Origin of the sequence: Bradyrhizobium sp. I1.14.4, assembly GCF_050435825.1 — a bacterium.
GTDB lineage: Bacteria > Pseudomonadota > Alphaproteobacteria > Rhizobiales > Xanthobacteraceae > Bradyrhizobium.
Genome location: NZ_JBNDLA010000002.1, coordinates 131,574 through 156,586, shown reverse-complemented (window position 1 = coordinate 156,586; position 25,013 = coordinate 131,574). Strand labels below are relative to the sequence as shown.

The 25,013-nt window shown below is 62.5% G+C and carries 32 protein-coding genes and 1 pseudogene; 11 read left to right on the top strand and 22 right to left on the bottom strand.

Annotation, left to right across the window (positions count from 1 at the left end):
* Position 1 precedes the first annotated feature (1 nt).
* From ABIB78_RS04385 to ABIB78_RS04360, 6 genes are all read right to left on the bottom strand, one after another.
* Positions 2-505 carry a hypothetical protein gene (locus tag ABIB78_RS04385; RefSeq protein ID WP_429021885.1) on the bottom strand — a complete coding sequence of 168 codons (504 nt, stop codon included), beginning with the start codon at positions 503-505 and terminating at the stop codon, positions 2-4.
* 79 nt (positions 506-584) lie between these two features.
* The gene (locus ABIB78_RS04380) at positions 585-1,403 is read right to left on the bottom strand and encodes a mechanosensitive ion channel family protein (RefSeq protein ID WP_429021882.1); all 819 of its coding nucleotides are present in this window, start codon (positions 1,401-1,403) and stop codon (positions 585-587) included.
* Positions 1,404-1,507: 104 nt separating this feature from the next.
* Positions 1,508-1,822: a hypothetical protein gene (locus ABIB78_RS04375; protein WP_429021879.1), complete on the bottom strand. Its 315-nt coding sequence runs from the start codon at positions 1,820-1,822 to the stop codon at positions 1,508-1,510.
* A gap of 131 nt (positions 1,823-1,953) precedes the next feature.
* A complete protein-coding gene (locus tag ABIB78_RS04370; RefSeq protein ID WP_429021877.1) occupies positions 1,954-2,175 on the bottom strand; it encodes a hypothetical protein in 222 nt (73 codons plus the stop codon).
* 33 nt (positions 2,176-2,208) lie between these two features.
* Complete coding sequence (locus ABIB78_RS04365; protein ID WP_429021875.1) at positions 2,209-3,057, bottom strand: hypothetical protein; 849 nt, start codon at positions 3,055-3,057, stop codon at positions 2,209-2,211.
* Positions 3,058-3,488: 431 nt separating this feature from the next.
* Entirely contained in the window at positions 3,489-5,189 is a 1,701-nt protein-coding gene (locus ABIB78_RS04360) for an alpha-amylase family protein (RefSeq protein WP_429021873.1), read from the bottom strand.
* Between the two features lie 559 nt (positions 5,190-5,748).
* On the opposite strand from ABIB78_RS04360, the gene ABIB78_RS04355 reads away from it, so the two are divergent.
* Positions 5,749-5,904, top strand: coding sequence for a DUF3309 family protein (locus tag ABIB78_RS04355; RefSeq protein WP_429021871.1), 156 nt, complete (start codon positions 5,749-5,751; stop codon positions 5,902-5,904).
* Positions 5,905-6,858: 954 nt separating this feature from the next.
* On the opposite strand, the gene ABIB78_RS04350 is transcribed toward ABIB78_RS04355, so the two are convergent.
* Together ABIB78_RS04350 and ABIB78_RS04345 are read right to left on the bottom strand one after the other, a co-directional pair.
* On the bottom strand, positions 6,859-7,944 hold the full coding sequence (locus ABIB78_RS04350; protein ID WP_429021868.1) for a hypothetical protein: 1,086 nt from the start codon (positions 7,942-7,944) through the stop codon (positions 6,859-6,861).
* Entirely contained in the window at positions 7,869-8,132 is a 264-nt protein-coding gene (locus ABIB78_RS04345; protein WP_429021867.1) for a hypothetical protein, read from the bottom strand. Before ABIB78_RS04345 ends, ABIB78_RS04350 begins: the two co-directional genes overlap by 76 nt.
* Before the next feature lie 121 nt (positions 8,133-8,253).
* On the opposite strand from ABIB78_RS04345, the gene ABIB78_RS04340 reads away from it, so the two are divergent.
* On the top strand, positions 8,254-8,439 hold the full coding sequence (locus ABIB78_RS04340; protein WP_429021865.1) for a hypothetical protein: 186 nt from the start codon (positions 8,254-8,256) through the stop codon (positions 8,437-8,439).
* The gene (locus ABIB78_RS04335) at positions 8,439-8,570 is read left to right on the top strand and encodes a DUF2934 domain-containing protein (RefSeq protein WP_429021862.1); all 132 of its coding nucleotides are present in this window, start codon (positions 8,439-8,441) and stop codon (positions 8,568-8,570) included. The genes ABIB78_RS04340 and ABIB78_RS04335 overlap by 1 nt, the downstream gene beginning before the upstream one ends.
* Before the next feature lie 95 nt (positions 8,571-8,665).
* Here the strand turns inward: ABIB78_RS04335 and ABIB78_RS04330 are convergent, their stop codons facing one another.
* Positions 8,666-8,968 (bottom strand): plasmid stabilization protein, encoded by a 303-nt coding sequence (locus ABIB78_RS04330; protein WP_429021859.1) that lies wholly within the window; start codon positions 8,966-8,968, stop codon positions 8,666-8,668.
* On the bottom strand, positions 8,968-9,207 hold the full coding sequence (locus ABIB78_RS04325; RefSeq protein ID WP_429021856.1) for a DUF3072 domain-containing protein: 240 nt from the start codon (positions 9,205-9,207) through the stop codon (positions 8,968-8,970). The genes ABIB78_RS04330 and ABIB78_RS04325 overlap by 1 nt, the downstream gene beginning before the upstream one ends.
* Before the next feature lie 312 nt (positions 9,208-9,519).
* Here ABIB78_RS04325 and ABIB78_RS04320 point away from each other — a divergent pair.
* A pseudogene (locus tag ABIB78_RS04320) lies at positions 9,520-10,378 on the top strand (SDR family oxidoreductase).
* A 10-nt stretch (positions 10,379-10,388) separates the two neighbouring features.
* On the opposite strand, the gene ABIB78_RS04315 reads toward ABIB78_RS04320, so the two are convergent.
* Positions 10,389-10,640, bottom strand: coding sequence for a formate dehydrogenase accessory sulfurtransferase FdhD (locus ABIB78_RS04315; RefSeq protein WP_429021854.1), 252 nt, complete (start codon positions 10,638-10,640; stop codon positions 10,389-10,391).
* Between the two features lie 180 nt (positions 10,641-10,820).
* Here ABIB78_RS04315 and ABIB78_RS04310 point away from each other — a divergent pair, with 180 nt between their 5' ends.
* Complete coding sequence (locus tag ABIB78_RS04310; protein ID WP_429021852.1) at positions 10,821-11,324, top strand: inorganic diphosphatase; 504 nt, start codon at positions 10,821-10,823, stop codon at positions 11,322-11,324.
* A 394-nt stretch (positions 11,325-11,718) separates the two neighbouring features.
* Here ABIB78_RS04310 and ABIB78_RS04305 read toward each other — a convergent pair whose 3' ends face one another.
* From ABIB78_RS04305 to ABIB78_RS04295, 3 genes are all read right to left on the bottom strand, one after another.
* Positions 11,719-11,922, bottom strand: a complete 204-nt coding sequence (locus ABIB78_RS04305; protein ID WP_429021851.1) for a DUF3606 domain-containing protein — start codon at positions 11,920-11,922, stop codon at positions 11,719-11,721.
* A gap of 158 nt (positions 11,923-12,080) precedes the next feature.
* A complete protein-coding gene (locus ABIB78_RS04300; protein WP_429021849.1) occupies positions 12,081-13,151 on the bottom strand; it encodes an ROK family protein in 1,071 nt (356 codons plus the stop codon).
* Between the two features lie 65 nt (positions 13,152-13,216).
* Positions 13,217-13,405, bottom strand: a complete 189-nt coding sequence (locus ABIB78_RS04295) for a hypothetical protein (protein WP_429021847.1) — start codon at positions 13,403-13,405, stop codon at positions 13,217-13,219.
* An 88-nt stretch (positions 13,406-13,493) separates the two neighbouring features.
* Between ABIB78_RS04295 and ABIB78_RS04290 the strand changes: the two genes are divergently transcribed.
* Positions 13,494-14,003, top strand: a complete 510-nt coding sequence (locus tag ABIB78_RS04290; protein WP_429021845.1) for a ferritin-like domain-containing protein — start codon at positions 13,494-13,496, stop codon at positions 14,001-14,003.
* Positions 14,004-14,022: 19 nt separating this feature from the next.
* Here ABIB78_RS04290 and ABIB78_RS04285 read toward each other — a convergent pair whose 3' ends face one another.
* The 3 genes from ABIB78_RS04285 to guaA form a co-directional block, all read right to left on the bottom strand.
* Positions 14,023-14,499, bottom strand: a complete 477-nt coding sequence (locus ABIB78_RS04285; RefSeq protein ID WP_429021842.1) for a DUF3147 family protein — start codon at positions 14,497-14,499, stop codon at positions 14,023-14,025.
* Positions 14,496-14,843, bottom strand: coding sequence for a DUF3147 family protein (locus tag ABIB78_RS04280; RefSeq protein ID WP_429021841.1), 348 nt, complete (start codon positions 14,841-14,843; stop codon positions 14,496-14,498). Before ABIB78_RS04280 ends, ABIB78_RS04285 begins: the two co-directional genes overlap by 4 nt.
* A gap of 304 nt (positions 14,844-15,147) precedes the next feature.
* Entirely contained in the window at positions 15,148-16,746 is a 1,599-nt protein-coding gene (guaA, locus tag ABIB78_RS04275) for a glutamine-hydrolyzing GMP synthase (protein ID WP_429022989.1), read from the bottom strand.
* A gap of 137 nt (positions 16,747-16,883) precedes the next feature.
* Between guaA and ABIB78_RS04270 the strand changes: the two genes are divergently transcribed.
* Positions 16,884-17,255, top strand: coding sequence for a nuclear transport factor 2 family protein (locus ABIB78_RS04270; protein ID WP_429021839.1), 372 nt, complete (start codon positions 16,884-16,886; stop codon positions 17,253-17,255).
* Between the two features lie 188 nt (positions 17,256-17,443).
* Entirely contained in the window at positions 17,444-17,776 is a 333-nt protein-coding gene (locus ABIB78_RS04265) for a DHCW motif cupin fold protein (RefSeq protein WP_429021837.1), read from the top strand.
* A 6-nt stretch (positions 17,777-17,782) separates the two neighbouring features.
* Here the strand turns inward: ABIB78_RS04265 and ABIB78_RS04260 are convergent, their stop codons facing one another.
* Entirely contained in the window at positions 17,783-18,235 is a 453-nt protein-coding gene (locus ABIB78_RS04260; protein ID WP_429021835.1) for a winged helix-turn-helix transcriptional regulator, read from the bottom strand.
* A 119-nt stretch (positions 18,236-18,354) separates the two neighbouring features.
* Between ABIB78_RS04260 and ABIB78_RS04255 the strand changes: the two genes are divergently transcribed.
* Positions 18,355-19,614, top strand: coding sequence for an MFS transporter (locus tag ABIB78_RS04255; RefSeq protein ID WP_429021834.1), 1,260 nt, complete (start codon positions 18,355-18,357; stop codon positions 19,612-19,614).
* A 118-nt stretch (positions 19,615-19,732) separates the two neighbouring features.
* Here ABIB78_RS04255 and ABIB78_RS04250 read toward each other — a convergent pair whose 3' ends face one another.
* Both ABIB78_RS04250 and ABIB78_RS04245 read right to left on the bottom strand, forming a co-directional pair.
* A complete protein-coding gene (locus tag ABIB78_RS04250) occupies positions 19,733-21,031 on the bottom strand; it encodes an RsmB/NOP family class I SAM-dependent RNA methyltransferase (protein WP_429021831.1) in 1,299 nt (432 codons plus the stop codon).
* A gap of 22 nt (positions 21,032-21,053) precedes the next feature.
* Entirely contained in the window at positions 21,054-21,476 is a 423-nt protein-coding gene (locus ABIB78_RS04245; protein ID WP_429021828.1) for an MAPEG family protein, read from the bottom strand.
* 169 nt (positions 21,477-21,645) lie between these two features.
* Between ABIB78_RS04245 and ABIB78_RS04240 the strand changes: the two genes are divergently transcribed.
* Positions 21,646-22,083, top strand: coding sequence for a hypothetical protein (locus ABIB78_RS04240; RefSeq protein WP_429021825.1), 438 nt, complete (start codon positions 21,646-21,648; stop codon positions 22,081-22,083).
* Between the two features lie 129 nt (positions 22,084-22,212).
* Complete coding sequence (locus ABIB78_RS04235) at positions 22,213-23,052, top strand: metallophosphoesterase family protein (RefSeq protein ID WP_429021822.1); 840 nt, start codon at positions 22,213-22,215, stop codon at positions 23,050-23,052.
* A 6-nt stretch (positions 23,053-23,058) separates the two neighbouring features.
* On the opposite strand, the gene ABIB78_RS04230 is transcribed toward ABIB78_RS04235, so the two are convergent.
* Together ABIB78_RS04230 and ABIB78_RS04225 are read right to left on the bottom strand one after the other, a co-directional pair.
* Positions 23,059-23,394: a hypothetical protein gene (locus tag ABIB78_RS04230; RefSeq protein ID WP_429021820.1), complete on the bottom strand. Its 336-nt coding sequence runs from the start codon at positions 23,392-23,394 to the stop codon at positions 23,059-23,061.
* Positions 23,395-23,446: 52 nt separating this feature from the next.
* Positions 23,447-24,469: an NADP-dependent oxidoreductase gene (locus ABIB78_RS04225; RefSeq protein WP_429021817.1), complete on the bottom strand. Its 1,023-nt coding sequence runs from the start codon at positions 24,467-24,469 to the stop codon at positions 23,447-23,449.
* Between the last annotated feature and the right edge of the window lie 544 nt (positions 24,470-25,013).

Here is a 25,013-nt window from a genome sequence, read left to right as displayed (position 1 = left end):
GCTACTCCTGGGTCGCGTCCGGCCGCCGCCTGAAGCGCGATGCGGCGAACCAGCCGACAAGCAGAACAGCAGCTGCGGCCGCCAGTGCCTGTGTCGTGGTATCGACGCCCGTCCCCGCTGCCGACCGGGAGGTAGCGATCAACCGTGCCGCGACGGGCACTGCGATAGCGCGCTTGAGCATTTCGGCCTGCCGGCCGGGCCGCGGCACAGCGGGCGTGGGACGTGCGAGCAGCACACGACCCACTACCAGTCCCATGAGCCCAAAAAGTAGAAAGGCGCCTCCGACTACGGCGTATACGATCCAGATGTCGTAACGCACCTCAAGGGCATGAAAGCCGGCCGCAACGCCTATCCCGATCGCAACCAGGAGCGATGCCGCGCCGACCAGCAGGAAGCCGCATGCCAGCGCGTAGCCGGTCATCACCTGCCCGATCCATTGCCGCAGATCTGCAAGGTAGGAGCGGAAGACCAGGCTCAGCGAAGACGAACGGCTGTTGGCGCCCATAGCGATATCCTTGGCAATGTGCTTGGCGATATCAATTGCAAGTCGGCATCCGACAACCCGGCAGGATGAGCGACGTTCCCTAGCCGGCCGCGCGTGACGGCTCGGGCCAGACAGCGCCAGTGTCGGTAAGCATCGTGCTGACGAGGTCCATGAGTCGCTGCTTCACCGCGTCGGCATCGGCCGGCTTGGCCTTGGCGCTGACCGTGAGCTCGACGATCGGATGCACCGCATCGGAGATGTCGACCACCTTGGAGACATGCACTTCCGGCGGGGGCCGCGGCTCGATCCGGGAGTCCTCGCGCAGGCGCGTCAGAATCTGCTCGCCGATGCGCTCGATCGGTCGCCCGGCGCGGACGGGGAACGAGACCTTGACCTCACCCGTGCCGGGATAGGCGCTGTGATTGATGATCGCACTGCCCCACACCGAGCCGTTGGGCAGTAGGATCTGGGTGTTGTCAGCCGTAATCAGCTCGGTCATGAACAGCGACAGGGCCTGCACCTTGCCGGCCTTGCCGGCGACCTCGACGTCGTCGCCGATCCGGAACGGCCTGAACAGCAGCAGCATCACGCCGGCGGCGAGGTTCGACAGTGTCCCCTGCAAGGCGAGCCCGATGGCTAGCGACGTCGCGCCGAGAACCGCGACCAGGCTTGCCGTCTGAATGCCGAACAGCTGCAGCACGGCGATGCCGACCACCGCGAGCACCGCATAGCGGGCGAGGCTCGACAGGAATACCGTAACAAGCGCGTCGACACGATGCGTGGCGGTCAGCACACGCGACACAAAGCGCTGGGCGATCCCCGAGGCATACCATCCGAGAACCAGGAGCAGGATCGCAAAGACGGCGTTGAGGCCGTAAAGGACCAGCGTCGCCTTCAATGTTTCGAAATTGAGCGCCATCTGCCCTCCATTTGACGAAACCGACCGGTGTGGCCGCCGCAAGCAAGCCAAACCCACCGGAGAAAATCGCGTTCCCGATGGCTTGGCCGGCAGGCCCAATGCCTCTAGCCGGCTGGGCCGAAATGTGCGCGTGGTGGAAGGGAGCTGGGGAACGGCTGAGCCACCCTGAGCGTCGCACGCTCATTGGTTTCCAATGCGATCTTCTGGGCAAGCATCACGTCGCCGGGCACCAGAGAACCGACCGGCCGGAAGCACCAGCCCAGCACAACGCGGTCTCGGCCGTCCATCTCATAGACATTGGTCGATGTCCCGTAGCAAATCCGGTAACGCTTGCCGGAGTCGGAGCCGGTGACGTCGAAACGCCGGTATTTCTCGAATTGCGACCGCTGCTCCGGCGAAAGCCATGCGGACAACAGCACGATCCCGCGTGCCTGATCTTCTCATAGGCATTCCAGCGATCCCGGATCGCAACCAGGATCGCGTGCACCGTGCTGGGGCGCGCCCGAGCAACGACCGCAGGGATACGTCGCACAGACGGACCATCATGGGGTCAGCCGCCGACCAGCCTGGGATAGAACAGGGTCTCCTCCGCGGTCGGATCCAGCGCGCGGACCAGCGCGGCTTCGCCGGATGATCGCCGCACGGCAGCAGTGTAGCCTTCCGCCGTCAGTTCGTTGAACCGCGCGTTCGCCCAAGCCAGCTGTTCGCTGTCGTTCGGATCGAAATGCTGCGTCGTGTCGCCGGTGTGATCCATGACCAAGATCGCTGCCATCATCATCTCCCTTGAAGCACCTTCACCACTTCATCACACGACCGGCACGGCCGTCGTGGGCGCGCCGCCCATCCACTCCGGCAACCAGGCACCGTCGCGGTGCCGGCCGCCCGCGCAGGCCGCCGCCCAGGCGGCGACCGCACCGAACAGCAGCGCCGCGGCAACCGAGAACGCCAGGATCACCGCGCTGCGTCGCGACCGCTGGATGGCGGTCCTGGCATCACCGATGACGCTGTCGACGCGCTTCTCGGCCTCCACAGCGGCCACCCCGGTCGAGGCCGCCACCTGCTGGACCAGATAGGCGCGATCATCGGCGCTGACGCCTCCGTGGCTTGAACTGGTCAGCAGGATGCGCCCTGCTTCAGCGCGTTCGTAGCTGAGATCGATATTGGCCGGACGCCGCAGCGACCGATACAGGTGATCGAGCTCAGCACTCAGTAGCGGCTCAGCAGCCGTCGTGGACGGCCGGTTCTGTACCATCGGGCGCGCGGTCGACAGGCCGACCAGTGCGACAATCGCCGCACCCAGAATGATGGCGAACGCCCACGCTGTCAGGCCATGAAGTCCGTCGCGGCCTTCGGTCACATCGGAAGGTGTCGCACCAATCGCGCGCTGCGCGCGGCCGGCGATGTAGCCACCGGCGCCAAAGCTCACCAGCGCCTGCAGGATCAGATAAAGCCCGGACAACAGCGCGAGCGCGGCCGATGCATCGCGCCATGACGGCGAGCTCGAACTCACGCCCAATCCAACTGCCGCGCCGAAGCTGATCAATATCACCGACAGCGCCGCCGCGACCAGCGCACCGGCGAACACCGGACTCCATTGTAGCCGTAGGCCGGTCCTGTTGTCGGCGGACCCGGCAAACCCTTGCTCGTTATCCATGACGTGCCTATCGAAGTCCGAAGAACGACAGTATAGCGAGAATGACCACGATCAGTCCCACCAGATAAATCAACTGGTTCATGCAAGCCTCCTCCGGTCAATCGTTCTGACAATCTGCCAAAGGAGCCAAAGTTCCTACCGTATAAGTGAGCGCAATACGGACAAGAACGTGGCAAGCGGAGCGTGAGATCTGCGCGGAAAGGTTCAATTCATCTACCTTGATCCACCATATGGCATCAGGTTCAACAGTACTTCCAATGGTCGATGACAAATCGCGACGTGAAAGATGGGAAAGCTCACCACAGCAGGTTAAGGCGTTCCGCGACACTTGGCGTGACGGAGTTCACAGCTACCTCAACTATTCGAGCAACCGGTTCACGGTCGCCCACGATGCGGGCCCACGGAGAGCGCGTGCTTGCAAATGCTATCATTCACGCGGCATGGCCGGTTTTACCCGCGGCATCTGCATCGATGTCGCTGCGCTTGAGCAAGTAATCGAGACCACCGACACGATACCATCGATAACCATAGCCTTCGAGCAGTAGCGTATGACGGCCGCGCTCGTCGGCGCGGCTGTGGTCTTCCGTCAATAGATTGACCAAAAGGTTACCGGCCTTGCCGGTCAGCCCGACCGCAAAGGAGACCTCGCGTGGCTTCTCGTTGAGATTGTGTATGAATAGTACCGAGTTGTTGCGCCAGTCGTAACGGATCGCGAGCACGGCCGGATCATGCGTTGCGATTACCTCGAAATCGCCCCAGCCAACTTCTGGGACTTCTTTGCGCATCCGGATAATGCGCTCTGTCCAGTTCAGCATCGAATTAGGATCACGCCGTTGCTTGGCGGCGTTGACATGTTCATATCCGTATGGCCCCTTGTCGATCACAGGTGTGCATGGACGGTCGCTTTCGGTGAAGCCGGCATGCGGTTCGGTCGACCATTGCATCGGCGTGCGCGCGCATGCGCGCTCGGGCAGATTGAGGTCATCGCCCATCGCGATTTCGTCGCCGTAGCGAATGACCGGCGTTCCCGGCAACGTGCAGATCAGGCTGTAGGCTAGCTCGAGCCGCCGCCGATCACCCTTAAGCATCGGCGCAAGCCGCCGCCGAATGCCGCGATCGTAAAGCTGCATGCTCTTTTCGGGAGCGAACGCATTGAATACAGCCTTGCGTTGCGCCTGTGTCAAACGGCCGAGATCAAGTTCGTCATGGTTGCGCAGGAATAGGCCCCACTGCGCGGTCGCTGGTCGTACTTTGGTTGCCGTCAGCGATTTTGCAAGCGGCCGGGAGTCCGCAGAGGCGAGCGCGTAGAACAGATGCTGGTTGACATGAAAATTGAACATCATGTGCATCCGGTCGCCGTCGCGGCCGAAATATTCCATGTCGGTTTCTGGAAGCACATTGGCTTCGGCGAGGATGATGGCGTTGCCCTGCCGCCACTGCAGGAATTCGCGAAACGCGCGCAGCATGTCATATTGTTCAACGGGATTGCGCACCTTGGCGCCCTTGGTCGCGATCACGAACGGGACGGCGTCCATGCGAAAGCCGGAGACGCCGAGCTGGATCCAGAAGCCCATGACCTTGAGGATCTCGGACTGCACATACGGGTTCGAGGTATTAAGGTCAGGCTGGAAGTCGTAGAAGCGATGGAAATACCAAGCACCGGCTTCCTTGTCATGCGTCCACGTCGATTTCTGAACGCCCGGAAACACCATGCCCTTGCCGGCAGTCGCAGGTTTCCTATCGGACCAGATGTACCAGTCACGATAGGGCGAATCCTTGTGACGCCGCGCCTCACGAAACCATGAATGCTGGTCGGACGTGTGATTGACGACGAGATCGATGATGACGCGAATGCCGCGCTGCCGACAGCCATGGGTAAATTCGATAAAGTCGCCGAGCGTGCCGTAGCGGGGATCGACGCTATAATAATCCGAGATGTCGTAGCCGTCGTCCCTGCCGGGCGAGGGCTGGAATGGCATTAGCCAGATTGCGGTGATGCCGAGTCCGTGTAGATAATCCAGCCGCCGCAACAGCCCTCTGAAATCGCCGATGCCGTCGCCATTGGCGTCCATATAGGTGCCGACGGAAAGGCAATAGAAAACGCCATTCTTGTACCAGAGGTCGTCGATCAAAGGCTGCCCCCGTCCGCCCTGGTGTCTGGGCGGCCTGTGTTGAGAAACCCATCGCACTTCCACGGGACAATCGGTATGGGGTCTATGGGTTCCGAGCAAGCTGCCAAACAGCGGCGGCGTCTGTCTTGGAGGGCTACGGTGGTCCATTCCTGCTGAGGGTATGAAAAAGACCAAAATCCCTCGGGGCCGTGCAGCGATCGCCCTGCCCTACCAGCCGGTCGCGAGACGCTGATCCGCCGTCTCCTGGTAAACCAGCACAACGATGCGGTTCGGCCGATGTCGCCGACGAGCTTCCTCGGCGCTTGCCCGAGTGCCGTTATCTCAGGAAATGAGGAGCGAGGTTGCAGGATGACCGTTTGGCTTTGCGTGGCTTTGGTCCCCACGGACTTCATTCGCGGGAAGATTTGACCCGACTGTTCAACCTTATCCAGCGCCCGGTGTCGGCCCGTTCGCGTCGCACCGAGCAGGACGTTCGCACCCACCTGACTGGTAGCCTACGATAGGAACTATTCCGCAATTCGCCACTTTAGCTTATCACAACGACTGCGCGAGGCGCGCGATGCTGTCGACGATCCTCATTATCATTTTGATCCTCTTGTTGATTGGAGCTTTGCCAACGTGGCCTTACAGCTCTGGCTGGGGCTACTACCCGGGCGGCGGTATTGGTTTGATCCTCATTATCGTGCTCGTTTTAGCGCTCACCGGGCGCGTTTGATTTTGGCTGCTCTGCAAGCTCAAGCCGGCTAGCTTCTCGCCGCCGCCGGTGTTTGCACTGATCTAAGTTGTGAGACTGCTGTTCATTGCTATGGTCCCAGAGACCGCCAATCAGCGAGACCGCCAATCAGCCGCTCGCGCGATAGCTCCAGAGCAGGGACCCGTCCAAGGATCTCATCCGAAGGCGGCAGCCATGAGGGAGCGCCAGCGCGACTAATGAGACTAATGAAATGATTCTGTCGCACCTTCAGCACCGTTCGACAAGTGATAATGCGTATCATAATGCGTGCTCCCGTCGTGGACCGACAAACCCGACAAGTGCGGCATCGCGCCCCTCTCGATCCCATGTCCGGCCAGTGGCATGAAACCCTGCACGATATTTGCTGCTGGAAATTCAGTGTCCGGTTCAGGAATAAACGCCGCCGGCCGGTGTATTTTTGAGACCGTCGGCCCGACCAATCGGGAGGTATCCTTGAACAGCGCAGCACCACTGCAGGCCAGGTTCCTCGCTCGGAGAGGAAGCACCAACTGGATGGTTTATGATCGAGAACTCAAGGGACCAGCGCAGCTAAAAAAGGATGGACGCTTCGCCGAGAGCCTGACGCGAGAACAGGCTGAGCACGTAAGGCAGGCGTTGACGGACGCCCTCGTGATGCAGCCGGGAACGCGCTCGGTCGCTCAGCCACCGCCGACGCCTACGGGTAAGCCTCGGCCGTGATCGGGTATACCATCTCTGCGCGCCTCAAGCGCCGCCACGCGGCAAAGGTCGGCTGGATATCCGCCGCTGCATCCGTTTCGTAGAAAAAGAGCAGCTATTCGGAACGGAGCGCCCTAACCGGCTTGCAAGAGATCGAAGCCGAATGCCACCGCGACGTCGATTAGCTCGAGGATATCGAGCCGGCGGCGCCCACCCTCAGACCCCGAGTTCCCAAGAGCGACTAGCTCAACTCCGTTGTCAGGACCGAGAGCGGTTGTACTCGGCCCACCATCGAGCTATCGCGCAAGTTTGTTCGTCCCAAAGCGCCGTAGGTAGATCTGGGACTGATATGCGGACGCTGAAATCGCCGGTCGCTACGTCGTGAAACCATTCCGCCGCCGCGAAGTCGAAGCCAAAGCTTCCGGCGTGACGTATCGGAAAGCCGGCTCGACCGAGATCCGCACTCATCTTTGAGGCCGCTTTCCTCGCCGTTTCTTCATCCAGCCGGTGCCTGCACTTCAGCGTGACGTAAAGTCCATGGGCGAAGTTTAGCTCGCCGGTGAGCCCGTCGAGCGCGCCTCGGAAAAACCGAGCAGTGCGGCGCTCGTTGCGAAGGATGGCAGCCACTCTCCGGCTCGTCAGCGACCGATAATCAGAGCTTCCGACATAGGGCGGGAAGTGAGCCGGCAGTGCGGCGCCTCCGAGTAGCCTGACCGCATTCCGCGTCTCATCCGGCAGCTTCCTAAGGTGCGAGCGGCTCCATGGATCGTCCTTTGGATGCATGAAGGCGGTGGACCCCAGCCGTCCATATTCCGCCCCGAGCGAATCTAGCTTGGTATGGCTTCGGATCATCGCCGTTGGCACCTCGGATTTTCGTGCCCGTCGTAGGACCCGCCTGATGCGGCCAGATCCGCCAGAAAAGCAAGTGGTGTCGAAGATCAGAAGGTCGAACTCTGCCCAACACGATCGCATGCAGGCTTCGAAATTTTTCGCCGTCGCGCAGGAATCGAGCAGCAGGAGTCGGGGCAATCGCGAGCGAGGGACGGACTCATCCAATGCTCCCTCGGCCGTGATGATCCCTAAGTGGGGGGCGTATGCCTTGATGAACTCCAAAGTTTCACCGTATGTCCCAGGCAGGACCACGATAACCGCTCGATCGAATACATGAGAGGAGGCCAAGAGCAGCGCCGAAATGGAGGCCATGCCCGAAGAGGTGTAGACGGTTTCGCATCTGGCTACCCCTTCGACCCCGTAGAACGATGGCCCTGTCACGTCGAGATCGGCGCGCTGATAATCATATCGGAACTTGAACGGGCCATCGCCGCCTGCTTCCCAAGTGACCATGCAGTTTCTGTCGTGGCCCAATCCTTCAGATCGTGTTGAGCTCGAAGAGCAGCCGTTAGCCTGAATTTATGTTCGATCACTTGATCGATCGATCGCGGGGGAGCCAATGCGAGCGGCTTGTCCAAGCAACCATCGAGGAGACTGAGCTCATTGGATTTCCGACGCAGATAGGCTTCAATCGTCTCCATGTTACTCTCGCCGATCGTCCAGTATCTCGAACGTTCGACTCCGGCTTTGGCTCCTAATTTGCCTAGCCTCGGGTTTCCCTGGGATAGCGAGCGGCCCCGGCTCCCGATTCGGATCGGGTCTATGCTGGAAGCTGCAGCCCGGGACAGTTCAGCCATTTCTCAATTTGCATCGCTCGATCGATTTGGCCGAGCTTCTGCAAAAGAAGATCGCGCTCCGGCCCAGACGGAGAAAATTTCGGCCTTGCCTTTAACTCTTTCGCCAAATGCGATGTTGCCGATGAGCCAAGGCAAAAGCTCCAGTGACTGATGTCTCGTCCACGCGGACCTGCGCAACGCGCTCGCGCGCGTCAGCGTTGGGAGGATGCTGGCCGGCCTGAGGGCCAGGACTTGAATTTTCAGGCCGAGCGCGAACTCGCGGATAATGAGATGATCGACTGACGCAGGTTGTGCTGCTGTTGATCGTGCGGCGGCCGAAGTGGACCTCGGTTCACGAACTATCGCTACATGCGTTGCAAAGAACCCTGCTCGCCTGTTCACGCTGCGCGGCGTTTGCGAGTTCTCGCGGCCTTTTTGGCTGACCTGGAACGTTCAGCTGTCGGCCGACTAGCTGATGCCTTCCCGCCGAGTTTTCCACCTTTACGCGATGGCGAATGGTCTTCCTTGGCACCTCTGCCGGATCCGCTCTTCTTGCCACCATGCGTTTCTTTATTGACCGTTGCCCATGCCCGCCGTTCGGCTTCCTTATCGTCAACGCCTCTGGCTTCGTACCCTTCCTCAATGTGTTCGGCCTTTCGCTTCTGCTTGTCAGTGTAGCTGGATTTGTCTCCACGGGGCATTACCGCCTCCTTTGCCAAGTTTCGTGTGCGGTATCTTCGACGCCCGCCTTCCTACGTAATTCATCAATTAGCTTAAACGCCTCAGCCTTGGTGAGATCCTTCCCGAGAGTGAAAGGCAGGCGTGCTTGTTCTGAGAGGATTTGCAGGTCAGACGCCAGGGCATCGGTCATTGGCTCGTTTCCCGACAACCAGTCATCACAGTCCTTGTTGCTATTTGTGGCGCCTTCCTTGGTGCTCATGAATACCTCCTTGCGCTAGAAACGGCAGAGTTCATGAGGTGTTCCTGCAGGACCACGAATCCTTGACTGCACTCATCCCAGAGCGCCGGACACGGTTGCGAAGGCCGGGTTCCGGCTCTACTCGCCATCGTCCGCGGCGACTGTCGATCCCGGTCGGCGATGACGTTTGGTTCCTGAGACGCGCTACGCCGGCCCATCGAGGAGAGGAAGGTCCCGCACGGCATGTTCGTCTCGCTATCGTTATCCTCGGCCGGCCTCCAGGAACGCTCGCTTAACTGGGCAATTGAAATCCATCAGTTTGCGGAGAGAGCTATGTCGGACTATCCAAAGCCGCCCTACCCCGACCAGAAGCAGTCGATGCCCGGCGTCACCGCCAGAATGAATCCGCATCCGGACCACGGCGAGTCCAGTTATCGGGGCTCCGGCAAGTTGGCGGGCAAGCGAGCGGTGATCACCGGCGGCGACAGCGGCATCGGCCGCGCCGTGGCCATCGCCTACGCCCGCGAAGGCGCCGACGTTCTTATCTCCTATCTCAATGAGCACGACGACGCGCATGAGGTGAAGGCGCTGGTCCAGGCGGAAGGGCGCAGGGCCCTCCTCGTCGCCGGAGACCTTCGCAGCCCCGAGCATTGCCGCGCCGTGATCGAACGGGCGGTCGAGGATTTCGGGGGACTAGACATCCTCGTGAACAACGCCGCTCACCAGGCCAGTTTCAAGGATATTGCTGATATCTCCGACGAGGGAGTGGCGGCTGACCTTCGACGTCAATATCCACGCGATGTTCTATCTGGCAAAGGCGGCGGTGCCGCATATGCGGCCCGGCAGCGCGATCATAAACACGGCGTCGATCAATTCGGACATGCCGAATCCGATTCTGCTGGCCTATGCCACGACCAAGGGCGCGATACAGAATTTTACCGGAGGACTTGCGCAGATGCTGGCCGAGAAAGGCATTCGCGTGAATGCCGTCGCGCCGGGGCCGATCTGGACTCCGCTGATCCCGTCGACATTACCAGACGAGTCAGTGAGGCATTTTGGCAAGCAGGTTCCGCTGAAGCGAGCAGGCCAACCGGCCGAGCTTGCGACGGCCTACGTCATGCTCGCCGATCCGCGCTCGAGTTATACGTCTGGGACAATGGTCGCGGTCACCGGCGGAAAGCCGTTCATCTAGGACCTTGAACTCAGCGGCATTCAATCGCAAATCCCGTCCGGGTGGGTGAAAACTCAAACGGTCCGCCGCGCGCGACCGCAACGAGTGTCATTCCGCAAGATTGAGCCACGCGAACCGCGAGCGCCGTCGGCGCCGATATCGCGAGCAGCCGTCCAACGTCCTCGCGGATCGCTATCAAAGTATTATCCGGAAGAAGCAGGCCGGCCGCATGCACAGCGTGGGTCGCCTGGTTGAGGAGCTGCCCATCCGAGAGTGCGTGCAAAGAGCTCTCGATCTGCCCGCATCAAAAAAAGACGCGACGCAGCAGGCGCGGGAGCGGGCGTGAGGCCTCGGTGAGGCTCTCGATGTCACACAGGCCGCAGCCGGTCGGGCTGGGCTCGAGGTCAAAAAAAGCAATGAACAAACGATTCAGGTTGCCGTTTGCAGACCCATGACGAACCTAATGAAGCTCCCGACGTGGGCCGACGAGAAGAACATCTACTCCGTGATCGAAACGCCCCGCGGAAGCACCTGCAAATTGGAGTCCGACCCGGATCTGAAGGCGTTCACGCTTGCGAAACCTTTGATGGTCGGGCTCACATATCCCTATGATTGGGGCTTCATTCCCTCGACGAAAGCCGACGATGGCGATCCACTTGATGTCCTCGTCATTCACGATTCCCAGACATATCCGGGCGTCGTGCTGCCATGTCGGCCGATCGGAATCCTCGAAATCCTCCAAACTCGCAAAGGCAGAAAGGAACGGAACGATCGCGTCTTTGCCGCGCCGGATCGTTCACCATTCGAGACCAATCTCAAGGATGTAAGGCACCTACCGTCCCGTGCCGTGGAAGAGCTCGAGCAGTTCTTCCGCGCCACAGACGCGCTCGAAAACAAGGAGCTTGAGTTTTTGGGGTGGCGCGGACCCGGCACGGCTGTCAGGGCGATCAAGCGCCTATCGGTGTGAGGCGCATGGAGCCCTGGCTCCGCGACAGAGCCAGTATCCCTTCGAGACCATGTTGCACGCTGCAAGGAACGCCGAGTCTTCGCGGCGCTCAATGGTTGACGAACATGCCTTCGGGGCGCCGCAAAGAACGTCAAATCACGGCGCGTCAAATGAATGGCCGAAGAACAACCACGGCAGGATGATCACACCGCGTCCGTGTTCCTAACCTGCTGCAGGTCGCTGATCGCGTTCACATCAGTGAGGAGAAACAGTCGTGTACGTAGTGTCGGCGGGAATCTGCGCTTCGTACTGCTTAGCTTTTTCCAAGAGTGCATCGCGAACTGGACCATCCGGTAAAAGCGCGGCTTGATGGCGTGCCTCTCTCGCGCATTGCGCGGCTTTACTTGCCAGCTCCTCAGTCTCGCGATCCATCATCATCCCTCCACTCGATTCCGAGCTCCTTACGTACGACGGCCGCCGAATTGCCGACCTTATCAACGGCCTGTCGAAGCTCTTCCTCAGACACGCCGAGGGCGTGCGTCCAGTATTTAACTTCAATGGCTCGATCGATATTGATATGCAAACGGTCGGGTTGCTCCTTCTTGGTCAGATTGCCCACGACGGCTCCTCCTAGCGAAGAAACGACAGCAAACTCGCGATGTTCCTATCATCGCGCTGGCGCTTCCCCATGACTTGGGCAATGCGTGGTCGGAAAGCGATCAGCCGAAGGCAATGGGTCCGATGCTGCGTGTCGTACTGATGGAAGCTGGGGGTGGTTTACCGCCCAACTTTGCCGTTGCGGTTGGTGAAGCGAGCATTGCCGAGACCGGTGCCGATCGTCAGAACGCCCCAGCGCTTCACGTCCTGCATGAAAGGCACCTCGGACAATCCCTGCACGACGCCGTCATTGTGCATGACGATGGTGGTATCGTGATCGCGGATTTGCGGGATGGCCTCAACCAGGCTGGCAGGCAGGTTGAACTTGCTGCTCTCCCAGTTGCCGGGCAGATTCTGCGCACCTTTCTCGATCGAGCCGTCGCTCTTGATGACGCCGGGACAGCCGATGCCGATGAACGGCGCAAGTTTGAGCCCTTCTTTGTCCGCCTCGGTAACCAGGTCCTTGAGCATCTTGATCAGGCGTTTGACTGCCCCGTCGCGGCTCGGGTCGTCGTCGGCATGACGCCAGAACTCGGACTTCCAAACAGCGGCCTTGGAGAAGTCCGAGGACTTTTTTCGGCGCGTTTCCACGACACCGCAGCGGATGTTCTTTCCGCCGATGTCGACGGCCAGAATCGAGTCGTGGCCATCGAATATCCAGGACGGAGCAAGGTGCAACGCGCCGATCAGCCCCGCCTCATCCGGATGATGGCGAATCGGAATCATTTCGATTTTGAAGTCCTCCGACTTGAGGATGATGTCGGTGCGGGCGATCGCGAGCTCACCGAGCCGGCTGTCGCGGAAGCCACCACCCAGGACGATTCGTTCGGTCTTCTCCCACGCCTTCGATTTCAGGAACCGTCGGGTCACGTGCGCGAGCTCGTGGGCGAAATCTTCAACAACGCTATGCACGACTGCGGACGCTTCGGTGTCGTCGCCGACCAGTATGGCGTCGAGCACCTTCTTGCTGATGCTCTCGGAAGGCTCCTTCCCGAACGGGTCCTCACCCGTCTTGCGCAGCGGCTTCCGCCACTTGTCCAGGATCGCCCGGAAGGCGCCCTGGCTGGCGCGGTCCCCAATAAATCCCTCCTCATCCTTTAGCTCAATGTTGAAGCTGTCGATCTCCACCAACGGCAGGTGCGAGGCTCCGTGGCCAGCGATTCCGGCGGGGCCGATCGTTTCGTCTGTCATCCTGAACCTCGAACAAGTCACTCGTGCCGGCCCGCATTAACACGCGCCGCCAAATCCTCAGTTCCTCAGCCGGGCTTCGCCGGGTGCAATGTGCGCGGGTGACGATCGTGCAGCAAGCGCGCAAGGTTCTCGCGCTCCGTCTCACGCCCCTTCATGGCCAGCTCGAAGATAGCCTCCTGGATGTCGCGCGGCATACTGCCCCACACGTCCATCGCGGCCTTTCCAAGCAGCTCGGCGAAGTGGTCATGCGTCATTTCGGCGTTCCCTATCGGAGGAATAGAGAGGAACGGCGGCCGGCAGGCGGCGTTCCAATGCCATCATTTGCGAAAGGAGAGGATGATAATGGGTATCTTCACCAAAGACATCAAATCGATGGAGGACCTGCTGACCCACGGTCTGGAGGACATCTACTACGCGGAGCAGCAGATCCTCAAATCGTTGCCCAAAATGATCGACAAGGCCACGAACCGGGATCTCGCAACGGGCCTGAAGAACCATCTCGAAGAGACCAAAAACCAGGTCGAGCGGCTCGGCAAGGTTTTCGCCAAACTCGTCAAGCAGCCAAGCGGCGCGAAGTGCCCGGCAATCGACGGTATCATCCAGGAGGCGGACGAGACCGCCGCCGAGATCGAAGACAAGGCCGTCCTGGATGCCGCGCTCGTCGCGGCCGCGCAGGCCGTGGAGCACTATGAAATATGCCGGTACGGGACGCTGATCGCCTGGGCCGAGCAGCTGGGCCACGAACAGATCGTGCGCTTTCTCACGACCAACCTGAACGAGGAGAAGGCCGCAAACACCAAACTGAACACGGTGGCGCTGCGCAAGGGCGTCAACGCCAAGGCATCGGCTTGAGACATTCACCCGAACGGTCCTATCGGCTCCGCGGGCTCGCGGGGGCGGCGGTTCGTCCCGCTCGACGCACGAAGCGCACCCTGCGCCGGACGAACCAGGCCGCAACCGAGACCAGCAGCCACGCCAGCGACGCCCCGATGAACGCGCCAGCCACGCTCCTTTCGATCGCCACCCAGAATACGGCCGCGAACGTCAGCATGCCGAGCGCGCCGAGGGCGGCGCCCGCCGCATCGAGCGCAGCCGCGCCCTGCCCGCGCCGCGCGCCGTCAAGGCCTGCCTCCCGCTTGTGGCGGACTTCGTGCTTCTCGATTAGCGTGGCGCTGGCGCAAAAGATGGCGGGAAGCGCGAGAAAAAGGCCGCCCATAGGGGCACCGTAGCGGCTGCTGATGATACCGGTGAACACGGTCGCGGCGCCGCCGAGCACGAAGCGGATCAGATATTCGTACCAACGGCCCTGCTTCAGCGAAGAGGTCGATAAGCGGATCGGCGTCGTCACGTCTGTGCTCCGGCGAAGGTCCACAGGCCGAAGGCTGCGGTCAGCCAGACGACGAGCGACAGAACTGTGGCGGGCAACGCCCGCATGCGCGCGCGGACGAGAAGGTGGCAGACCACGACGCTGTAGACCGCCAGCGCAATCGCGCCCGCCATCATCGAGAGACTTTGCGAGCCGGCATAAGCGACGCCGTGCTGATAGATCGCGATTCCAAGCGTCGCAAGCGCGACGGATGGCGCGGCCCCGAACAGCCCGGCGAAGCTCTTCGGACGCAGCACGTCTCCAAGCATCGCAAAGGCCGATACAACGGCGCCGCCGACGAGGAATCGCACCACGTATTCGGTCATCTTGGTTGCTTCCAGAGTTTCTCCAGAGGCCCCCCGGCCCGCAGACCGGATCATCCTTGCGCGGTCGCGGCACCTTCGGAATGGTCTTCAGAGCCCGCGGGTGATCTTCGACGGTTCTGCATTCATTGTACACTCCGGCCGACGGGTATGCGCCGGCGACGAAGAAGTCATCATCTGCCGACAGGCATCCGTCGCCCGTGCCGGCCGGCAGGACAGCGACGTCGCCGGCCTTCATAGTGAAAATCCGGACCCTTGTTGCCGCCAAAGCGGACGCGTCCAGGGGAAAGTCCCGGACGGGCCTGAATTATTCCCACTCAATCGTCCCCGGTGGCTTGGACGTCACGTCGTATACCACCCTATTCACGCCCTTCACCTCGTTGATGATGCGGGTCGCGGTTTCCCCTAAGAACTTCATGTCGAACTGGTAGAAGTCGGCGGTCATGCCGTCGGTCGAGGTGACGGCGCGCAGGCCGACGACGTGTTCGTAGGTGCGGCCGTCGCCCATCACGCCGACGGTCTTGACCGGCAGCAGCACGGCGAACGCCTGCCAGATCGCATCGTAGAGGCCGTGCTTGCGGATCTGGTCGATATAGACCGCATCCGCATTGCGCAGGATGTCGAGCTTCTCCCTGGTGATGTCGCCGGGGCAGCGGATGGCGAGGCCGGGGCCCGGGAACGGGTGGCGGCCGACGAACACCTCGGACAGGCCGAGCTCGCGGCCGAGCACGCGCACCTCATCCTTGAACAGCTCGCGTAGCGGCTCGACCAGCTTCATGTTCATGCGATCAGGAAGGCCGCCGACATTGTGGTGCGACTTGATGGTCACCGACGGCCCGCCGGTGAAGGAGACGCTCTCGATCACATCAGGATAGAGCGTGCCCTGCGCCAGGAATGCAGCGCCGCCGATCTTCTTCGCCTCCGCCTCGAACACGTCGATGAACAAACGCCCGATGGTCTTGCGCTTCACTTCGGGATCGGTGACGCCTTCGAGCTCGCCCAAAAACTCTTTCGACGCGTCAACGTGGACCAGCGGGATGTTGTAGTGGTTGCGGAACAGGTCGACGACGGTCTTGGCCTCGTCGAGCCGGAGCAGGCCGTGATCGACGAACACGCAGGTGAGCTGGTCGCCGATCGCTTCATGGATCAAGACCGCCGCCACGGCGGAATCGACGCCGCCGGAGAGGCCGCAGATCACCTTGCCCTTGCCAACCTGGGCGCGGATCTTCTCGATCGCCTCCTCGCGGAACGCGCGCATGGTCCAGTCGCCGGTCAGCCCGGCGACCTTGCGGACGAAGTTGCGCAGCAGTTTTGCGCCGTCGGGCGTGTGCACCACCTCGGGATGGAACATCAGCCCGTAATACTTCCGCTTCTCATCCTGGATGATCGCGAACGGCGCGTTCGGCGAGGTGCCGGCCACCGAGAAGCCGGGCGGCATTTTTGTGATGCGGTCGCCATGGCTCATCCACACCTGGTGCTTTTCGCCGTAGCCCCAGACGCCGTCGAACAAGGAACTATTCGTCTTGACCTCGACATCGGCGCGGCCGAATTCGCGATGATGCCCGCCCTCGACCTCGCCGCCGAGTTGGGCGGCCAGCGTCATCTGGCCATAGCAGATGCCGAGCACGGGAACGCCGGACTCGAAGATCAGCTGCGGTGCGCGCGGCGAGCCGGTCTCATGCACCGATTCCGGGCCGCCCGAGAGGATCACCGCCTTCGGCTTCATCTCCTTGAAGGCGGCCTCCGCCTTCTGGAACGGCACGATCTCGGAATAGACCCCCATCTCGCGGACGCGGCGGGCGATCAATTGCGTCACCTGACTGCCGAAATCGACAATCAGAATCTTGTCATGCGCCGAGGCCACCGAGGGCGCCGACGAGTCACGGGCTGTGTGCTGGGCTGTCATGGCAAGCAGATACGCGACGTCGCCCGCGCCCGCAACCGCGCCGAGCTGTGCGCCCACATTCTTCTTTGGGCATGGACAAATGAATAAAGGTCAGTATTATTGACCTAATTTGATCGCAAGCATCATGAAGGAAACCGATGCCGGAGTTTCACGACCCGTCGCGCCTCGCAGCCCTCGGCCGCGACTGGATCGCCGCCTGGAACGCGCGCGACCTCGAGCGCGTGCTGGCGATGTATGCGGAGGATACCGAGATGACGTCAGACCGGATTCCGGCGTTCGGCTTCGGTCCTTCCGGCACGGTGCGCGGCAAGGCGAGCTTGCGCGCCTATTGGAGCGCCGCGCTGGCAAAACTGCCCGAGCTGCATTTCGAGCTGATCGACCTTTATGTCTCGCCCGACAGCGTCGTCGTGTTTTATCGGAACGAACGCGACAAGAAGATCTGCGAGTATCTGCGGCTCGATGTCGAAGGCAAGATCCGGCAGGGCTCGGCGAACCATCTGGTGGGGTGAGGCGTTGCGGCACTCCGTCACCCTGAGGAGGTCGCGAAGCGACCGTCTCGAAGGGCGACAGCCCGGCTCCAACCATCCTTCGAGGCTCGCCGAGCGCTGCTTGCGCACCGCTCGACGCGCACCTCAGGATGACGCCAGTATTTGTGAACGCGAAGGCGTAAGGTGAGAAGAAGACTAGGACGCCGCCCATGAAAATCCCGACCCTGCCCTTCACCGTCACCGACTGGAGCAACGTCGAACCTTCAGTGCATCCCGGCGAGACCGGGCAAGCGTTGTGGCGCACGCTCGACATCGGCGAGCTGCGGGTGCGGATGGTCGAATATTCACCTGGCTATCTCGCCGATCACTGGTGCGATCGCGGCCATGTGCTCTACGTCGTCAAGGGCGAGCTCGACACCGAGCTGCGCGACGGCCGCACCTTCACGCTGAAGCCGGGCATGAGCTACCAGGTCTCCGATTTCGGCGACGCCGCGCACCGCTCCTCGACCTCGACCGGTGCGACGCTGTTCATCGTGGACTAGAGGCGCTCACCGCCGGCGCCCCGCGACCTTCTTCACCCTCGTATCCGCCCAGCTCAGCGGCCGCCCGGTCTTCGACGGCAGCACGAGTTGCCCGACCGCCTGCCCGGCCTGGTCCAGCAGCACCGAATGCGCCTCGCCGCGCGCATAGAGATGGGCCTCGCCCCATTGCCTTAAGGAGACCACGATCGGAAACAGATCGTGCCCCCGCTTCGTCAGCACATATTCCTGATAGGCGCTGCCGTCGGACGCCGCGACCTGCTCGAGCACGCCTGTTTCGACCAGCTTGCGCAGCCGCGCCGTCAGCATGCCCTTGGCGATGCCGAGATTCTTCTGGAAGTCGCCGAACCGGCGCAAGCCGTCGAACGCGTCGCGCACGATCAACAGCGACCACCAGTCGCCGATCGCATCCAGCGCGCGCGCCACCGGGCATTCCGCTTTTGCAAATCCGGTCCGCTTCATCGCGGCCAGCCTCCCTCGATCACGATTCCGAAACTGGTCTTAAAATAGGACTAGACAGCGCCAAGCGCAACTGGTCTCATTATGAGACTAGATTGGACCCGATTGCTGCGGAGGCGATAATGACCAGCCACAATTCAACGATGGCCGGACCGGCGAAACCCGGCGACACGACGGCAGGCGCGCTTTCACCCGCCGTGGTCCTGCTGTTTGCGGTCGCCTGCGGGCTGAGCGTCGCCAACATCTATTTTGCCCAGCCGCTGCTCGACACCATGGCGCAGGATCTCGGAATCACGCCCGCCGTGATCGGCATCGTCGTGACGCTGACCCAAATCGGCTACGCCTTCGGCCTGATGCTGATCGTGCCGCTCGGCGACCTCTGGGACCGCCGCCAGCTGATCGTCGGCCAGACCGTGCTGTCGGCGATCGCGCTCGCCGTCGTCGGCATGGCGTCGAACGCCGCCGTGCTGCTGGTCGGCATGGTGCTGGTCGGGCTACTGGCCGTCGTCATCCAGGTGCTGGTCGCGTACGCCGCGACACTGGCTGCGCCAGCCGAGCGCGGACGCACCATCGGCACCGTCACCAGCGGCGTGGTCTCGGGCATCCTGCTCGCCCGCTTTACCGCCGGTGCGCTGGCCGATATCGGCGGCTGGCGCGTGGTCTATCTGACATCGGCCGCGCTTACGCTGGTGCTGGCGGCGCTGCTCGCACGCGCGCTGCCACGGCACACGCCGCAGCCGATGGCCGGAACATCCTATGCGAAGCTCCTGCGCTCGACCGCCGCGCTGTTCGTCCAGGAGCCGGTGCTGCGCGAACGCGCGGTATTCGCGCTGTTGATCTTCGCGAGCTTCAGCGTGTTCTGGAGCTCGGTCGTGCTGCCGCTGGCCGCGCCGCCGCTGTCGCTGTCGCACACCGCGATCGGGATGCTCGGCATTGCCGGCCTCGCCGGCGCGCTGGCGGCGCGTAATTCGGGCCGCCTCGCCGATCGCGGCTGGGGGCAGCGCACCACCGGATTGTCGCTGATGCTGATGCTCGCCGGCTGGGCGCCGATCGCCTGCCTGCACTCTTCGCCGTGGCTGGTGCTCGTGGGTGTCCTGATGATCGACTTCGCGGTGCAGGCGATTCATGTCACCAACCAGAGCCTGATCGTCGCGGCGCGCCCGGAGACGTCGAGCCGCTTGATCGGCGGTTACATGGTGTTCTATTCGATCGGGACCGGCTTCGGCGCGATCACATCGACGATGGCCTATGCGGCGGCCGGCTGGCTCGGGGTGTGCGTGCTCGGCGCCGCGATCAGCGCGGTCGCCCTGCTGTTCTGGGTCATCGTGGTGAGCAGGACGCCGGTGCCGGCGGGCGTGGCGTACGATTGCGGGCGATCGTAGCAGCGATCGTCATTCCGGGGCGTCCGAAGGACGAACCCGGAATCTCGAGGTCCCCCGGTGCGCAATTGCGCACCTGAGGTTCGATGCTGCGCATCGCCCCGGAACGACGAAATCCACCTCACGCCTTCTTCAGCACCGAAACGAAGAACCCATCCGTGCCGGTGCGGCGCGGCGTCATCAGCAGGCCTTCCGCCGACTGCAGCGCGGCCTCTGCAAATTGCTCGGCCTTGTCCCACAGCACCGATGCGGTCTGCTCCGGCGGTTGCACGGAGAACTCCGGATGCCGCGCGATGAACGCCCGGACCTGCTCGCCGTTCTCCTCCCACAGCACCGAGCAGGTGATGTAGGCGATGCGGCCGCCCGGCTTCACCAGCGGCGCCGCGCGCTCCAGCACCTCGGCCTGATCCTTCAGCCGCACCTCGAGCGCGCCGGGGCGCATGCGCCATTTGGCGTCGGGATTGCGGCGCCAGGTGCCGGTGCCGGTGCACGGCGCGTCGATCAGCACAAGATCGGCGGAGGCCTTGATGTCGGACAGCACCTCTTCCTCGCCGCGCGGCGTGCGCACATCGCAATTGTGCACGCCGGCGCGCGACAGCCGCTCATGGATCGGCGCGAGCTGGCGCTTGTCGCTGTCGGTCGCGATCAGCCGGCCCTTGCCTTCCATCATCGCGGCGATTGCCAGCGTCTTGCCGCCGGCGCCGGCGCAGAGATCGATTACCTGCTCGCCGGGCTTGGCCGCCGAGAACAAAGCGGCAAGCTGCGAGCCCTCGTCCTGGACCTCGATGGCGCCCTTGATGAAATCCTCCTCGGCATGGATGCCGGGATTGCGTGCATCGGCGCCGAGCTCGATGCGCAGGCCGAGCGGCGACCACGGCGTCTCCCTCGCACCCAGATGCGACAAGCGCGGCAGGACCTTCTCGCGCTTGCCCTTCAGCGTGTTGACGCGCAAATCGAGCGGCGCGCGGCTCGCCATCGCGGTCGCTTCCGCTGCGCGGTCGTCACCGAACACCTTTGCAAGGTACGGATCGAGCCAGTCCGGATAATCGCCCGCGACGTGCGCCGGCGCATCCACGAGCGAACGCGAGGCCAGCGCGGCCTCCTCGTCCGTGGTCAGCGGATCCGGCGCGAACCGGCCGCCGTCGCACAGCGCCGCGATCGTCGGAACATCCATGCCGCGCTCGAGTTTGAGCATGCCGAGCACCCGCGACCGGGCGCTGGCGTCGTCCATCAAATAGGCCGCGGAGGATTGCCGGCGCAGCACGTCCCAGATCAGGCCGGAGATCGCGGCGCGATCGCCGGAGCCGGCATAGCGGTGCGCGGTGCCCCATTCCTTCAGCGCCTTGGCCGCGGGAATGCGCTGTGCATCGATGGTGGCGATCAGCTCGATCGCGGCGGAGAGCCGGGCAGCGGGGGTCATTGATCTCTTTCGGTTGGGCGCATCAAATCAGCAGCAGGAGCCTGAGCGCGAAATACAGCCACATGGCCGCCAGCACCAGCACGCCGGCGAACCAGGCGAGCGAGCGAGGCCGCACGTCGTTGGAGGTAACGAATATGCCGGCATGGGCAAACCGCGCCACCACGAATAGCCAGGACATCAGCACGACGAACAGATCGGCGCGGCGCAGCGGCAGCGCAATGGCGATCAGGACATAGAACAGCACCGGGAGCTCGAACTGGTTGGCAAAGCAATTGCCGAGCTGGGTGGCGCGCTCCGGCCAGTTCGGCTCGCGCAGCGCGATATCCTTGATCTTGGTCTCGCCGCTCGACAGCGCCCTTGTACGCATCGTCGCCATCCCAAACAGGAGCGCGAAGGTGAGCCCAATCTGGATGAAGACCGGTAACAGAACCATTTGAACCGACATCAAAAATCTCCCTCAGCCGCGGCGCCCGGCTGCCCTCTTAGCCGCCACGCGGGCCCCTGACAATGAAGCGTCCCAATAATGCGCCTGGGTAACCCGTTGAACCATCATCCGAGCCTGGGTGACCAACTCACAGGAGCAATGGCGGTTTCAGTTCCTTACGGATGACGCGATGAGCATCATCACCCCGATCCTGGACGGCGCGGCCCTGGCGGCCGCAACCCTCGGCGATCTCCTCACAGCCCTGCTGAAGCCGATCGATCCCGGCACCGGCTGGTTCGACGACGCAGCAGATGGCGGGCTCGGCATGGTGATGGCGGGGCTCGCCGGCGGCGCGGCGGCGCTGCTGGTCGCGATCCTGCTCTCGGCCTATTTCCGCAGCGGCTATCGCTCGACGCGCGACATCGTCAGGCACACTCTCGCCGCGGCGCTGGCGCTCACCCTGCTCGGCTTTGCGGCCTACGACGTCAGGCACGACGCGCTCGCTTATTTCGGGCTCAACGCGTCACCGGCCGCCACGGGAACAAATCTGCCCAATACGGGACTGCTCGGACGCGGCGTCAGTCCACCTGCCCCGCCCGCCCGCTCGATGCAGCAGCTAGCGATCTAGCGCTCGCACCAAGGCGCAAAACCAAACAAGACATCAAACAACGCATCAAACAAGACATCGAATTAGACACCGAAATCGTCATCGTTCCGACTTCGCGCCGACCTATGCTCCGGGCGAAAGGATCGATGCATGCCCCAGTTTCGCCTGACGCAAATCTCCGACACCCACCTCGCGCGCCGCTTCAAGCCGTTGATCGACAATTTTCATCGCGTCAGCGAGCACGTCGACGCGACGCGGCCTGATCTGGTGCTCAACTCCGGCGACGTCTCGTTCGATGGGCCGACCAGCCGCGACGACCTGGTGTTCGCCAAGGAGCTGCACGGCGTGCTGCCGGTCGATTGTCTCTATCTGCCCGGCAATCACGATATCGGCGACAATCCCACCGCAGTCGGCCCGGTGCCGGCGCAACTGCCGACCGAAGCGACGCGCGGCGCCTTCACCTCGGTGCTCGGCGAGGACCGCTGGCATTTCGATGCCGCCGGCTGGTGCTTCATCGGGCTGAACTCGCTGATCATGAACACCGGCCTCGACAGCGAGGCCGAGCAGTTCGACTGGCTCGCCACAGCACTCGACAAGGCCGTCGGCAGGCCGGTCGCGCTGTTCCTGCACAAGCCGCTCTATCTCGACGTGCCCACCGATGCCGAGCGCGTCGAGACCGCGATCCGCTTCGTGCCGCAGCCGGCGCGGCGGCGCCTGATCGAGATGTTCGGCAAGGTCGATCTGCGCCTGGTCGGCAGCGGCCATGTGCATCAGCGCCGCGACTATACGTTCGAGCATGTCAGACAGATCTGGGCGCCCTCGGCCGGCTTCGTCATATCAGACGCGAGGCAGGAGGTGATCGGCATCAAGGAAACCGGCCTCGTCGAGTATCGCTTCCAGCCCGACAGTTTCGAGGTCCGTCACGTCAGGGCCAAAGGCCAGGTCGATGTCGACCTGGACATGCTGCTCGGCAAGCAGACGGCAGCTTGAGCGGCGTCAACTTCGCGCGGCGTCGTGCAGGTCCCGCTTGATGACGGTGAGCAGCGCCTGCAGTGAGTCCTTGTCCGGCTGCGGCGCCGGCGAGCGAGGCATGTGCGGCATGAAGCGCACCGGCTCAACGTCCGGTTCGGGCTCCACAAATTTTCCGTGCAAGACGTCGTCGCGGCGGCCCATGACGAACATCGTCGCCCAATAGCCGACGGCGAGGAGGATGACCCCGAAAGCAATAAGTTCAAAAACCATGGCTACACCTGAAATATAGCCATATTGAATCAACTGGTCCGGGTCCCCGTCAAGCAAATGGGGGCCGGAAAGCCCCCAAAAGCCCGCCATTGTGGTGTTTTTGATACTTTGTTGCGCGGAATAAGAGCCGGAACGCTCTGGTTCAGGTCTTGTCCGGCCCGACCCTGACCAGTTGCTTGCCGAAATTGGCGCCCTTGAGCAGGCCCATGAAGGCTTCGGGTGCGCTGTCGAGCCCCTCAGTCACGAACTCCTTGTACTTGACCTTGCCCTCGCGCACCCACTGCGACATGTCGCGGAGGAAGTCGCCATGCATGGCGGCGAAGTCGCTGACGATGAAGCCGCGGAAGATCAGCCGCTTGGTCAGGATGTTGCGCATCATAGCGCCGGCCCATTTCGGTGCGTGCGCTTCGGTGTCGTTGTAATGCGCGATCAGGCCGCAGACCGGAATGCGCGCGAAGGCATTCAGGAGCGGAAACACCGCGTCGAACACCGCGCCGCCGACATTCTCGAAATAGACGTCGATGCCCTTCGGGCAGGCTTCCTTGAGCTTCGCCGCAAGATTGGGATCGCGATGGTCGAGGCACTCGTCGAAGCCGAGCTCGTTCTTGACGTAAGCGCACTTGTCCTTGCCGCCGGCGATGCCGATCGCCCGCGCGCCCTTGATCTTGGCGATCTGGCCGACCGCCGAGCCGACGGCGCCGGACGCGGCCGCGACCACCACCGTCTCGCCCGCCTGCGGCTTGCCGATCTCGAGCAGTCCCGTATAGGCGGTCATGCCGGGCATGCCGAGCACGCCGACGGCGGTCGAGATCGGCGCGATCTTCGGATCGATCTTGGCGAGCCCCTTGCCGTCGGACAGCACATGCGTCTGCCAGCCCGCGCGCGACAGCACGATATCGCCCTTGGCAAAGCCCGGGTTGTTGGACGTGATCACCTCGCTGACCGTGCCGCCTTCCATCACCCCTCCGACCGGCACCGGCGCGGCATAGGACGGACCGTCGGCCATGCGGCCGCGCATATAGGGATCGAGCGACAGCCAGATGGTGCGCAGCAGCACCTCGCCCGCGCCTGGCGTCGGCGGCGTGTAGTCCTCGAGCCTGAAATTGGCCGGCGTGGGCTCGCCATGCGGGCGCGAGGCCAGAACGATGCGCTTTCCTTGGGACATTTGGATTTCCTCTTGAGGTGACTTTTGGGATGATTGGTTCGTGGCGCACACGTAGTCACGCAATCCACCTCCCTGCAAGGGAGATGGATTTTGCTCTTCCGCGCGCGCTTGTTTGAAACGGTGTTTGAAATGGTGCCCGTCATGCCAGGCACGTTGCCGACAAGCGCCCTGCTCTCATTTCGGGGCCGTCCGCAGGATCGCCCCCCCGAAATCTGGTGGCAGCAAGTTTGTCATAGCGCACCACCAGCGAACGAAGCGGCCATACTCAATTTTCCTGATCCGACCTCGGCATCCGGCGCGATGGAGCTAAAGCGGTTAGGCGGCCGTCGATAGGTCGCAACGAGGGCGGCCCCGCAGCAAATCGGCGATTGGTTTACGGCCCCCTCGAAATCTGAGTGGCGCAGGACTTCGGTCGGTTCCGTGGGACAGCCCGACGAATGTGAGGCCTTCCGAAGCATTGGGATTACCTCTTGAGGAGCCGACCAGCTTCTTCGCGCTGCAAGGTCTCTCTGGACTGGTTTGGCGGCGGGATTCACCTTCGGAG